This is a genomic window from Listeria sp. ILCC792 (assembly GCF_900186135.1).
Lineage (GTDB): Bacteria > Bacillota > Bacilli > Lactobacillales > Listeriaceae > Listeria > Listeria goaensis.
On sequence record NZ_FYBO01000011.1, the window covers coordinates 30324 to 43490 of the forward strand.

At 38.9% G+C, this 13167-nt stretch carries 10 protein-coding genes and 1 pseudogene; all 11 read right to left on the bottom strand.

Going from position 1 to position 13167, the window contains the following annotated elements; genetic code table 11:
- Positions 1-178: 178 nt before the first annotated feature.
- The 11 genes and pseudogenes from recA to CFS60_RS11165 all read right to left on the bottom strand — a co-directional run bounded on the left by recA (position 179) and on the right by CFS60_RS11165 (position 12958).
- Positions 179-1228 carry a recombinase RecA gene (gene recA, locus CFS60_RS11115; protein WP_088815823.1) on the bottom strand — a complete coding sequence of 350 codons (1050 nt, stop codon included), beginning with the start codon at positions 1226-1228 and terminating at the stop codon, positions 179-181.
- A gap of 255 nt (positions 1229-1483) precedes the next feature.
- On the bottom strand, positions 1484-2737 hold the full coding sequence (locus tag CFS60_RS11120; RefSeq protein ID WP_088839253.1) for a competence/damage-inducible protein A: 1254 nt from the start codon (positions 2735-2737) through the stop codon (positions 1484-1486).
- Positions 2738-2815: 78 nt separating this feature from the next.
- Complete coding sequence (gene pgsA, locus CFS60_RS11125; protein WP_088810008.1) at positions 2816-3394, bottom strand: CDP-diacylglycerol--glycerol-3-phosphate 3-phosphatidyltransferase; 579 nt, start codon at positions 3392-3394, stop codon at positions 2816-2818.
- A gap of 76 nt (positions 3395-3470) precedes the next feature.
- A complete protein-coding gene (locus CFS60_RS11130; protein ID WP_088810007.1) occupies positions 3471-4430 on the bottom strand; it encodes a RodZ family helix-turn-helix domain-containing protein in 960 nt (319 codons plus the stop codon).
- Between the two features lie 37 nt (positions 4431-4467).
- A complete protein-coding gene (gene ymfI, locus CFS60_RS11135) occupies positions 4468-5199 on the bottom strand; it encodes an elongation factor P 5-aminopentanone reductase (RefSeq protein ID WP_088810005.1) in 732 nt (243 codons plus the stop codon).
- A 107-nt stretch (positions 5200-5306) separates the two neighbouring features.
- Positions 5307-6596 (bottom strand): EF-P 5-aminopentanol modification-associated protein YfmH, encoded by a 1290-nt coding sequence (gene yfmH / locus CFS60_RS11140; protein ID WP_088810004.1) that lies wholly within the window; start codon positions 6594-6596, stop codon positions 5307-5309.
- Positions 6577-7861 (bottom strand): annotated as a pseudogene (gene yfmF / locus CFS60_RS11145) (EF-P 5-aminopentanol modification-associated protein YfmF). Before yfmF ends, yfmH begins: the two are co-directional and overlap by 20 nt.
- Positions 7862-7986: 125 nt before the next feature.
- Entirely contained in the window at positions 7987-8937 is a 951-nt protein-coding gene (locus tag CFS60_RS11150; RefSeq protein ID WP_088810000.1) for an ABC transporter permease, read from the bottom strand.
- Positions 8934-9977, bottom strand: coding sequence for an ABC transporter permease (locus CFS60_RS11155; protein ID WP_088839266.1), 1044 nt, complete (start codon positions 9975-9977; stop codon positions 8934-8936). Before CFS60_RS11155 ends, CFS60_RS11150 begins: the two co-directional genes overlap by 4 nt.
- Positions 9978-9987: 10 nt before the next feature.
- Positions 9988-11526, bottom strand: coding sequence for an ABC transporter ATP-binding protein (locus CFS60_RS11160; RefSeq protein ID WP_088810047.1), 1539 nt, complete (start codon positions 11524-11526; stop codon positions 9988-9990).
- A 355-nt stretch (positions 11527-11881) separates the two neighbouring features.
- Positions 11882-12958 (bottom strand): BMP family protein, encoded by a 1077-nt coding sequence (locus CFS60_RS11165; RefSeq protein WP_088809999.1) that lies wholly within the window; start codon positions 12956-12958, stop codon positions 11882-11884.
- Positions 12959-13167 lie beyond the last annotated feature (209 nt).

The window sequence follows — 13167 nt, forward strand, 5'->3', positions numbered from 1 at the left end:
GCAGTTTTATTTTCCATCATCACTCTTTAGCAAATGTAAAATATACAATCTAATTTTATATTTGAATATACGTATTGTCAAGGAAAGGGCAGAATAATACGAGAAAAAATACCTTTTCGCCTGTTTTATACAAAAAGCCTAGTTTATATTCAACTATAAACTAGGCTTTACTTTTATTTTATTCGTCTTCTAAAAGACTAAATTCTTCATCTGCATCTGGTGTATTAGCTTGTTCTGAACTCGCGTCAATGCCATACTCCGCACGAACACGCGTTGAAATTTCATCCCGAATTTCTGGATGCTCTTTTAAGAATTGTTTCGCGTTTTCACGACCTTGACCAATACGTTCCTCATTGTAGGAGTACCATGAACCGCTCTTATTGATTACATCTACTTCAGAAGCCATATCAACAAGTTCACCTTCACGAGAAATTCCTTCCCCGTACATGATATCTACTTCAGCCACTCGGAATGGTGGTGCCACCTTGTTTTTAACGACTTTAATTTTCGTTTTATTCCCAATCACTTCGGTTCCTTGTTTCAACTGTTCAGCGCGACGAACTTCTAAACGAATTGTCGAATAGAATTTCAATGCACGTCCACCTGGCGTTGTTTCTGGATTACCAAACATTACACCAACTTTTTCACGAATCTGGTTGATGAAAATCGCAATGGTTTTGGATTTATTAATAACACCTGATAATTTACGCAAAGCTTGCGACATCAAACGAGCTTGAAGACCTACATGGGCGTCCCCCATTTCCCCTTCAATTTCCGCGCGTGGAACTAATGCAGCAACGGAGTCAATAACTAACATATCTACTGCGCCACTTCTTACAAGTGCTTCTGCAATTTCAAGCGCTTGTTCACCTGTATCTGGTTGTGAAAGCAATAATTCATCGATATTGACACCTAAATTTTTCGCATATGTTGGATCTAAAGCATGTTCAGCATCAATAAAGGCAGCTGTTCCACCTTGTTTTTGCACTTCAGCAATGGCATGAAGGGCAACGGTCGTTTTACCAGAACTTTCTGGCCCGTAAGTTTCAATAATTCTTCCTCTAGGATACCCACCGACGCCTAAAGCAATATCAAGAGCTAATGAGCCGCTTGAAACAGTGGAAATATTTTGGTCACTATGTTCACCTAATTTCATAATAGAACCTTTACCAAATTGTTTTTCAATGGATTTTAAAGCTTGGTCTAAAGCAGCTTGACGATCGTTCACGTTATTGCCTCCTCTATATATCTCTCTTAGTCATATTTCTCAATTTGAAATCCTCTTAATTTAAATTCCTAAAGTAACTATACCTTATTTCAAATTAAGAATCAAGCAAAAAGCGAACATTTATTCGCATTTTTTAAAAATCGCTTTTTAACATTCTCACACAAGTATTATAACGCGTGCTATAGCTGTTCGTCCAACTCTTTTTTCAGCGCCGTTTCTTACTTTTCACAGTACTTCACAGCCTTTTCGCCTTAATCAAAAACCCATCTTTTCCGTTAAAAAGTGATTAATAATTTGAAATCCTTGTTTTACCGCACGATTTCGATTATGATTCCGATCTCGCCCAAAAACAAAAGAATATGTTTCCGTTTTGAAGCCTGCAACACTAAGGCCAATAAAAACTGTTCCTGGTAAGTGTCCATCTAATTCACCTGGTCCAGCTACGCCAGTAAAACTAATTCCCATTTTTGCATCACACAGCTTGCGTATATTTTCAGCCATCGCTTTCGCACATTCTGAACTTACTACGCCGTGTTCAGCAATAATATTTTCTGAAACACCAAGAACATCCTTTTTCATTTCAGTGCTATACGTCACCATACCGCCTTTAAAAATATCCGATATACCTGTTGTAGCTCCTAATTCAGCTTGAAAAAGCCCTGCCGTTAAACTTTCGGCCGCAGAAATCGTTATTTTTTCTTTTAACAACTTCGAAATGACTACATCTGCAAGGGACGCCTCACCGTAACCATATAAAAATTCACCATCTCGTTTTAAAATTTCCTGCTCCGTTTCGAAAAGTAATTTATTCGCTTCTTCTTTTGTTGCGGCTGAAGCTGTAATTCGAATTTCAACTTCATTATCCGTTGCATATGTTGCGATAGTCGGGTTCGTCTGCTTCTCAATTAAATCATGTAAATCAGCAGCTAGTTTTGACTCGCCGATACCGAAAAAATGCATTATTTTCGACTCTAAATGAACTGCTTCCCCTAGTGAACTTTTGAGGAGCGGTTTCGCATACTGCTGAAACATTGGCTTCATTTCTGACGGAGGTCCAGGCAGGAGCATATAATTTTTGTTTTCCAACTCGAAAAACATGCCCGCTGCAAACCCAAAGTCATTTTGTAAGACAGTGGAACCTTCAATGACTAGCGCCTGCAATTTATTGTTTTCCGTCATCGCCCGCTTGCTTGCGGCAAAGTAGTTCGTTATTTTATCTAGATGAAACGCATCCTCCACCAAATTTTTATGAAGATGACTCGCTAAAACTTGTTTCGTCAAATCGTCTTGCGTTGGCCCTAAGCCGCCAGTAAAAATAAGGAGGTCACTCCGCTTCTCAGCAATCGTAATGACTTCATGAAGGCGCTCAGGATTATCTCCTACCACCGTATGATGATAAACAAAAATGCCAACATTCGCTAACTCTTTGGATAAAAAAGCGGCGTTTGAGTTTACAATTTGACCCATTAAAATTTCTGTTCCGACCGCAATGATTTCTGCACGTACCATATCCACACCCCTTTTAATTTAACGAGAAAAAACAAAATACTTCCTCCAAAAATTGCTTGGCTGAAGTATTTCTGTTTGTTACATAGAGCCTTTGAAAACTCCACGATTTTTATAAAAATAGTCGATTCCCGACCAAACTGCGAAAAATGCGCAGACATATAGGAAAATCATATCGACGCGAATTCCCGTCCAAGCAAATGGGAAATTGTCTAAAAACATTAACGGAATTGCAATCATCTGTGTAAATGTTTTTATTTTTCCAAGTTGCCCAGCAGCAAGCACTTCGCCTCCCTCAACAAGAAGTAAACGCAAGCCTGTTACGGCAAGTTCACGGCTAATAATTAAAATGACAATCCAAGCTGGCGCGATATTCATTTCGACCAAAATGATGAATGCCGCTGTAACAAGTAGTTTGTCCGCCATTGGATCCGCAAATTTACCAAAATTGGTAATGAGATTGTATTTCCGAGCTAGGTGCCCATCAAACCAATCCGTTAGTGCCGCAACAACAAAAATGATTGTCGCAATTAAACTTGTTACAGGAATTGTAGAATCCAACCATTCAACATTTCCCCATGAAAATGGCACAACACAAATAATGACAAAAATCGGAATTAAAATAATACGTGCCACCGTGAGTTTATTAGGTAAATTCATTCTTCCATCTCCCATCTTTTACTATTATTCATAAAGAAAGTATAGGCAAGCAATCACCTATACCTCTTTTATGTTACTAATTAGATGTCGTTGAACTATTTGTACTGTCATCACTATTGTCTTGAAGTGTCACAGTTAATACTTGCTTCACTAGCGTTGGTGCAAGTTCGAGCGTTTCGCCGTTTATTTTAACAGTAGTTACAGGGGCATTACCAACAACAATCGAAATGGTTTTGTTTTCACCACCATCAATGGCTTCACTCTTTTCCCCGTCTTTTAAAATACCGTTATAAATGTTAGCGCCTGCTTCTGTAGAAACGCCTACCCAGCTATCGCCACCAGATGCTGATAATTCAATCGTTAGCTTATCCGCATTTGCGACTGTATACGTTGTTGCATTACCTTGTGTTTCACCTTTTGTAATCGTAACTTGTTTGTCTTCCTCTTTTTTCGCTTCTTCTTCTTTCTTCTTAGCATCAGCAGCTTTTTGCTCTTCTTCTTTTTTCTTCGCCTCATCATCACTATTAGTTGATTTTTTTGTCGAAGAACCGGTATCGTCCTGAACTTTAACCGTTTGATTATCGTTCGTCGAAGTCACCTGATCATCATTTGATTTATTGGCAAAAACAAAATACCAAATAATAAAGAGAATAAACAGGATAAAGAGCGCAATAAGCACTTTTGGTAAAATATCAAAAAAACGATTTCGCGTTGAAGCAGACCCGCCAACAGAATGCGTTGTAAGTGGCGCCGCCTTTTTTTGTGCCCTACTTTGCTCTTGGTTCACCACTTCTTGTTGCGAATAAGGAACTTCCGATTCGAATTCAGTAAATAATTCTGCGCTGTCTAAATCGACTGCTTCCGCATATTGTTTAATAAAAGCACGCGTATAAAATTTACCAGGCATAACCGAATAGTTGCCCTCTTCAATTGCAACTAAATATCTTTTTTGAATTTTAGTAATTTGCTGTAAATCATCCAAACTGAGTCCTTTTTCTCGACGTGCAGCTTTCAGTTTGTCGCCTAAATCAGTCAATATAAAACACCTACCATATTAAATCTTAATTTATCTATCACATGTTCCAGCCACCATTAACACCCAGAGTCTGTCCAGTAATATAATTATTTTCATCACTCAGCAAATAAGAAGCGGCATTTGCAACATCAACAGGTGTAGCAAGTCGTCCTAACGGAATTTCCTGCTTTAAGTCAGCCTTTTCACTTTCAGAAAAACGCTCTAGCATCGTCGTATCTACAGCGCCTGGTGTAATCGCATTGACGGTCGTTCCAGTATACGCTATTTCTTTGCTTAACGCTTTTACAAAAGCAAGCTGTGCACCTTTCATTGTTGAGTATACAACTTCCATTGCTGCTCCAACTTCTCCCCAAATAGAACTTATAAAAAGAATTTTGCCACACTCGCTCTTTTGTATTTTGGGTAAAAAAGTGCGAACTAAGCGGAGCGGCATTTCAACATGTATTTGATAAAGATGTTTCAATGATGCATCTGAACTATCCATAAAAAGTGTATATTCAGATTCCCCAGCAGCATGAACAAAAACATCAAGTTGAAAAATGGAGTCCACAATGTTTATTAAACTTTCAGGATTTCTAAAATCAGCTTGGATTGGAAAAATATCGACTTGCGAATTAGCAAATTCAGCCATAATTTCTTTAATACTTTCGAAATTCTTGTGATAATGCAAATAAAGATGGAAACCATCCTTTGCAAGACGCCTCGCAATTGCTTGTCCAATTTCACCACTTGCTCCAGTTATAAAAGCATATTTATATGTTTTATCCATTTTAAAACTCCCTGAAAACCTATTAAATTCATAATAGCATGACTTCGTTTATAATACCATTTTTTCGTTGAGTTTGCTCATAAAAACTTGAGATTTTATACTTTTCTTTAATTTTGTTCAGGTAAAAGGGTGAAAGTTGTAATTTTATCCTCATCAGCCAGAGATTGGATAAAAGAATCAATGTCCGATTTAGTCACCGCTTCAAGTGCTTCTGGAATATCAAATAATGAGGCATCTTCTAAAATATATTGACTAAACTGATTGGCAATAAATTCAGGTGAATTAAGCGATCTCAAAAATTGCCCGATTTTTTTACGCTTAACAAGTTCTATCGTTTCTGCTGATACACCTTCTTTGGCGCTTTTAAAAATAGCGTCTTGAATCGCTTTTGACTGTGCATCAGGGTCCTCGGCATCCCCACCAATAATCACAAACGAAAAGCTGTCTTGTAGCGAATAATCAAACCCAAATGTGTCATCAATGACGCCCGCATTGTAAAGGTTTAAATAGTTTTCTGATGTTGTTCCAAATAAAATTTCTAGCGCAATATCCGCCGTCATTTCATGTTTAACTGCTTCAAAACCACGCAATAACCCGATATCCTCTTTCACGCCCACTAAAACTTTCGCTACTTGCACAGGAAATGATACATTTCTATGCTTCATAGCCACTTGTTTTTGTTCGTTCGGGAAAGAACGTTTTATTTCAGCTGGCGGAGCAAACGATTTTTCACTTTGATTTTTACGAATGTCTGCCATCATTTCCTCTGGCTCAAGTTGTCCGACAACAAATAACACCATATTGCTTGGATGATAAAACGTGTGGTAGCAAAGATATAGCAAATCTTTGTCGATTTCCGCGATGGATTCAACCGTTCCCGCAATGTCAATTTTAACTGGATGCTCTTTATACATATTTTCAATTACGCCGAAATAAGCGCGAAAGTCAGCATCATCGTCATACATTCGAATTTCCTGACCGATAATTCCTTTTTCCTTCTCAACCGTTTCTTTTGTAAAGTAAGGTTCTTGTACAAAATTAAGTAGTGTTTCTAAGTTTTCCGGAATGTTTGATGTCCCCGAAAACAGGTAAGCGGTTCTAGTAAAAGATGTAAAGGCATTTGTAAAAGCCCCTTTTTCCCCGAATTTAAAGAAGATATCGCCTTCCTCTTTTTCAAACATCTTATGCTCTAAAAAGTGAGCAATACCGTCTGGAACATGTTTCATTTCCGTTTCGCCAAGTGGAACAAAGGTATTATCAATCGAACCGTAATTCGTTGTAAAAATCGCAAATGTTTTACTGAATCCTTTTTTGGGCAGCAAGTACACTTTCAAACCATTATCAAGCTGTTCATGATAAACGCTTTCGCCAACTTGTTTAAAATCGATTTTTTCCATCAAACTCACTCACCTTTCTCCAAGAAATAAATCGTATCTTCTTGAATTTTTTGTATCGCGGCAACAACTTCTGCTTTTGTCGTCGCTCTAATTTTTCGAATCCAATTTTCAAGCGTTAAATCGCTCTTTTTAAGCACGTTACTATACGCCAGCTCAATTAGTCCTTGGGCGCCGTCACTTGTTTCAAGCAATTGGTTGATATACAATTCTTTTGTTTGCGCAAGCTCTTCTTCTGTAAAATCTCCAGCTTTCATTGCGGCGACTTGTTCTTTAATAATCGTCATTGCTTGTTCGCGATTTTTTTCGTCAATGCCTGCTGAAATGAGCATAAATCCTTTAAAGGAATCTACTCGGCTAGAGGCATAATACGCCAGACTCGCTTTTTCACGGACATTGATAAAAATTTTCGAATTCGCGTAGCCACCCAATAAGCCGTTTGCAATTTGCAGTGGGACAAAATCAGGGTCACCGAATAAAACGCCCGTATGGTAGCCTAACACGAGCTTTGCTTGGTTGATGGGTTGGTTTTCGGTAATCAAACGTTCAGCAGTTGCTGGTTTTGACGGGACAACCGTTAGCTCTTTCATTTCGCGTTCACTAAAACCTAATTTTTTCACAAAAGGAGCTACTTCATCACGTGACAAATTACCACATATGAACAGTTCAATCGTATCTTCGCGAAGAAATTCTTGATAATAAGAATAAAGATTTTCTGCGGTGATACCCTCAAGCTCTGAAAGAATGCCCGCAGCCGGATATTGAAAAACGTCATCTGCGAACATTTCCTCGATAAGGCGCATATTCGCATAACGAATTTTATCGTCATAAACGCTCTCAAGTCGACTCTTCAAGTTCACTTTTTCCCGAGCAAACGTTTCTACATCAAAAGCTTTTTCAGACACATTTGGGTTGAAAAACACTTCGTTTAAAAAAGCAAACGCATCGGCTAAAAGTTGTTCTCCTTCTGGCACAAGCTGCCCGTCCACCATATCTAAGACAGCCGTAATGATATGCTCATTGCCTTTTTTCTCGACCGAAGTAAAAAAATTGGCGCCGTACAAATAAGCAAGCCGCCGCCTAAAGGTCGTTTGCGTTTTATATGTAGCATTATTCGTTTCAAGCATCATAGCAAGAAGCGATCGTTTCGTAATTGTTTCACGTTTTAACGGCGAACGAAACTTAAATACAATACGATTTGATTTAAATTTTCCCGTTTGAATAAATGTTGTATGTATTGTTCCTAATTTTTCTTGATAATAATCCATATTGAAGGCTCCTTCCGATTTTACCCTACCCCTCATTTTAGCGTAACTGCTGCGGAAGTACAATTCTAAAAGCTGAGCCTCTGCAAAATGCAGAGGCTCAGCTTGTGCGCATATTTATAAGGGTATTATTTTCCTTTAATGTAATTGATGCCGTCTGCTTTTGGCGCTTCTGCTTTACCAATGAAGCCGACAAGTGCCAAGATTGTTAAGACGTAAGGTGCAATTTGTAAATAGATATCTGGGATTTCTTTGAAGAATGGCAATGAGCCTCCCGTGATGGCAAGACATTGTGCAAATCCAAAGAAAATAGCAGCGCCCATTGCACCAAGCGGATTCCATTTACCAAAGATCATGGCAGCTAGCGCCATGTAACCTTGTCCTGAAATTGTTGCATGACCGAAGTCTAACGTAAAGGACTGTGCGTATACAGCACCACCTAGGCCACCTAAAATACCAGAAATAATCACACCTTGATAACGCATGAAGCGTACTTTTATCCCCATCGTGTCAGCCGCAAGCGGATGCTCCCCAACCGAACGAAGACGAAGTCCAAAACGTGTTTTATAAATGATGAACCAAGAGAGTATTGCGAATAAAATCGCCACATAACTCATAACTGGCACATTCATGAAGAAAATTTCACCAATAAATGGAATATCTTTTAAACCAGGAATATCCGGTTTCCCAAAATAATAGGTGATTTGATCCGTTTGACCTTTATCATAAATGACTTTTACGAGAAAAAGTGAAAGTCCTGTAGCTAAAAAGTTAATCGCTACACCCGAAATAACATGATCAGCACGGAAATTAATCGTTGCAACTGCATGGACAAGGGAAAATATCCCACCAACAAGCATCGCTGCAATTAGTGATATCCACGGAGTTAACGCACCAAAGACATCTTGAAAAGTAAGGTTAAAGACGATTGCCGAGAATGCACCCATGACCATCATACCTTCTAGCCCGATGTTAACGACACCGCCTCGTTCAGAATAAACGCCGCCAAGTGCTGTGAAAATTAGTGGTCCTGCCATGAGTAACGTACTGGAAACTATCGTTGCTAAAATCGCAGTCATTCTGCTTTCGCCCCTTTCTTAAATTTCGCCATCGTCCAACGAATGATATAACTAGATGCTACAAAGAAAATAATAAGGGCGATGATGACATTAACTAATTCATTTGGAACTCCTGCAACAGCTGGCATATTGAGCGCACCAATTTTAAGGGCACCAAATAGTAAAGCCGCGAATATAATTCCAATCGGAGAGCTTCCGCCGAGTAGGGCTACGGCGATTCCGTCAAAGCCGATACCAGGCGAGGCACTCAGGACGTATGCATTTCCATATGTACCAAGGCCTTCCATAACGCCGCCAAGTCCTGCTAGACCACCTGCAATGACCATTGCCATAACGATTGTTTTCTTAACGCTCATTCCGGCATACTGGGAAGCGTTTTCGTTAAAACCAACTGCTTCAATTTCATAACCAAATGTTGTTTTATTTAGCATCAGCCAAATAATTAAAGCGAAGCCAAGTGCAATTAAAATCCCCCAGTGCAAGGTCGAATATTGTGTGATTTCTTGCAAGAACGCGGATTGTAGCGAAGCACTTTCGCCAACAGTTTTGGTTTTATCAAGCCCATCGGTTAAGAGATTTTGAACGACATAGTTGAAAATATAAAGCGCCGTATAGTTAAGCATGATAGTTACAATAACTTCATTTACGCGCAAAGTTGCTTTTAATATCCCTGGAATGAACGCCCAAAATGCGCCAAAAAGGATACCGGCAATAACGGCTAGTGGCAAATGAATCCATTTCGTTAAGCCGTCAAATTGTAGCGCTACGATAATCGATCCTAGCCAGCCCATAAGCATTTGCCCTTCTGCTCCGATATTGAAAAGCCCTGCTTTAAACGCAACCGCTACTGAAAGCCCGACTAAAATGTAAGGCGTCGATTGACGAATGGTTTCACCAATGTAGTAAGGTTGACCGACAACGCCGTCAATCAGAGCGGAATAACCAGCAATTGGATCATAGCCAAAAACAAGCATGATGATAGCTCCGGAGATGAGTCCCAAAATAACGGCAGTCACGGGAATAACAAGTGCATTTAACATACTTTTGACTTTACTCATGAACTTCTTCCTCCGTTTCTGCCTTTACTTTCGAGCCAGCCATTAAGAGTCCTAGTTCTTGTTCCGTTGTTTCTTCTGGCTTCACGATAGCTACGATTTTGCCTTCGTAAATAACCGCGATTCGGTCACTCACATTCATAATTTCATCAAGTTCAAACGACATTAAAAGAACCGCTTTTCCTTTATCGCGCTGCTCAATCAAGCGACGGTGAATAAACTCGATTGCCCCAACATCTAACCCACGTGTTGGTTGAGCCGCAATGAGAAAATCAGGGTCGCGACTTACTTCCCGAGCTATAATCGCTTTTTGTTGATTCCCCCCTGAAAGGGCTTTTGCTGCCACGTATTCGCTACTTGCGCGCACATCATATTCTTCAATTAAACCACGCGCAAAATCATACATCGCTTTATGATTTAAAAAGCCTTTACTTGAGATTGGTTTCTTATAATACGTTTGAAGCGCAATATTTTCGCCTAAACTCATCTCGAGCACTAAACCATGTTTATGGCGATCCTCTGGAATATGTCCTAACCCAGATTCTGTAATTTTACGCGGTTTATTGTTTTCAATAGATTGTCCGTTTAATTTAATCGTGCCTGCCGAAACTTTTGTCAAACCGCTAATGGCTTGAATCAATTCACTTTGTCCATTTCCATCTACACCAGCAATCCCAACAATTTCTCCTGCACGAACAGACAAGTTTAAACCACGGACGCTTTCAACGCCTCGTGCTTCTTTTACTACTAAGTCTTTCACTTCAAGAACATCTTTACCGGGAGTAGCTGGTTTTTTCTCCGTTGTAAAGACGACTTCACGACCAACCATCATATTCGCTAGTTCTTGTGGATTTGTTTCGGAAACATTAACAGTTCCCATTCCTTTACCACGTCGAATAACAGTGACACGGTCACATACATCCATAATTTCTTTTAATTTGTGCGTAATTAAAATAATCGATTTCCCTTCTTTAATTAAAGCGCGCATAATTTGAATGAGCTCTTTAATTTCTTGCGGCGTAAGCACCGCTGTTGGTTCATCAAAAATTAAAATATCTGCACCACGATAAAGTGTTTTTAGAATTTCAACACGTTGCTGCATCCCAATTGAGATATCTCGCACAACGGCATGCGGATCTACACGTAAACCATAACGATCAGAAATTTCTTGAATTTCTTGAATGGCCTTTTTCTGTTCAATGACGCCAAATTTATTAGGTTCTTTACCTAAAATAATATTTTCTGCCACTGTGAATTTGTCGACAAGCATAAAGTGTTGGTGGACCATTCCAATACCGAGATCATTAGCTTTATTTGGGCTATGAATATCTTCTTTTTGACCTCTTACGCGAATTTCACCACCATCTGGTTCATACAAACCGAATAGTACGTTCATTAGTGTCGACTTTCCTGCGCCATTTTCACCTAACAAAGCATGGATCTCTCCCTGCTTTAACTGTAAGGTAATGTTATCGTTAGCTACAAATCCAGAAAACTCCTTTCTGATTCCTAACATTTCAATAACATAATCCACATTCTCACTCCCTTTATCCGCTTCTTCAAAACGGAAAAACAGCCACTCGCGCATTTCTCACGAAAGACGCCGCCTCTCCCCGATCAGTCTAAAAGCGATTCTCGAGTTTTTTATCCGTTTATATCAATGCACTTTTCTGTAAAAATATGTATGTACGATAAATCCTAGTATCAATAAAAAAGGCATCACTTTATTTTATTTCTATTTGCTTTCCAATGCAATCATAATTTATAAAAAAACAAAAATATCTTTTGGGTTTCTTAGTAAAAGGGTTTACCTATCACTAGAAAGCGGTTTCATTTAGAAATTGAATGACAGGCCGCCAGTGAAGGCGGCCTTGCCAGTCTTTATTTCATCACGGTTTTTCTGGAACTTTAATTTCACCATCAACAATTTTTTGCTTATATTCGTCAACTTTTTTCAGAATATCAGCAGAAATATTTTCTTGATGTGGAGATAGTCCAACAGCATCCTTATCTAAACCATATTCGATTTTCTCGCCACCAGGGAAATCCCCTGCTTTAGCACGAGTAGATAAGTCTTTAACAGCGATATCAACACGTTTAATTTCAGAAGTTAAAGTAACATTGTACTCTTTACCATCGTTTGCTTTAACTTTTCCTTCGTCCCATTGGTCACGGTCAACACCGATTACCCAAACAGCACGGCTAGGATCTTTTTTCTTCAAGTTTTTCGCTTCTGCAAACACACCGTTACCAGTGCCGCCAGCAGCATGGAAGATAACATCTACGCCGCTTGAATACATTGTCGAAGCAATTTGTTGTCCTTTATCTGCTTTTGCAAAATCATTTGCATATTGAACATCAATTTTCGCATCAGGATTTACAGCTTTTACACCTTCAGTGAAACCAGCTTCAAAACGGTCAATAACTTCACCCTTAACACCGCCGACAAAACCAACTTTATCAGTCTTCGTAGTAAGTCCAGCTACTACACCAACTAAGAAAGATCCGTCATTGTCTTTAAATCCGATACTTACAACATTATCACGATCATCAATGTTATCATCGACAATAGCAAAGTGATTATCTGGATTTTGCTTAGAAACTGTTTCAATCGCTTCTTTTAATTTGTAACCAATACCGAAAATTAAATCATAATCAGAACGAACAGCTGTGTTTAAGTTTGTTTTGTAATCAGCTTCAGATGCAGATTGCAAGTAGTTATAGCCATCTGTACCTTTTTTCATGTCGTTATCTTTACCGAACGCTTGAAGACCTTCCCAAGCTGATTGGTTAAATGAACGATCATCTACACCGCCAGTATCAGTAACCATAGCAACAGTGAAGTTTTTATCACTATCTTTGCTACCTCCGCTTTTACTATCCGAATCATTCGAACCACAAGCTCCCAAAACTAAAGCAGAAGCTAAAACTGTTGTTAGTGCTAAAGCAAATGTACGCTTTTTCACCTGCAAACCCCTCCCAAGAGATAAAATGTCAGCTAGATTTAACGGTTTACTACGAACATTCGTATCTTTTTAGGATATGTAAGTTCCCTTTTTGCTAAAAACGAAAATTCTTTGTAAACGTATACCTCTAACTGTTTTTAATATACCATGTTCTGCCTTAGAAATAAACAATGAAAGTCACATTTTTTAAATACAAGTAAATTCCGAAA

Bases quoted from the DNA above. Each gene is read 5' to 3' on its own strand.
- CFS60_RS11120 (WP_088839253.1), bottom strand. From the start codon at position 2,737: ATGGTACGTGCAGAAATCATTGCGGTCGGAACAGAAATTTTAATGGGT.
- pgsA (WP_088810008.1), bottom strand. From the start codon at position 3,394: ATGAATTTACCTAATAAACTCACGGTGGCACGTATTATTTTAATTCCG.
- CFS60_RS11150 (WP_088810000.1), bottom strand. From the start codon at position 8,937: ATGACTGCGATTTTAGCAACGATAGTTTCCAGTACGTTACTCATGGCA.
- CFS60_RS11155 (WP_088839266.1), bottom strand. From the start codon at position 9,977: ATGTTAAATGCACTTGTTATTCCCGTGACTGCCGTTATTTTGGGACTC.
- ymfI (WP_088810005.1), bottom strand. From the start codon at position 5,199: ATGGATAAAACATATAAATATGCTTTTATAACTGGAGCAAGTGGTGAA.
- yfmH (WP_088810004.1), bottom strand. From the start codon at position 6,596: ATGGAAAAAATCGATTTTAAACAAGTTGGCGAAAGCGTTTATCATGAA.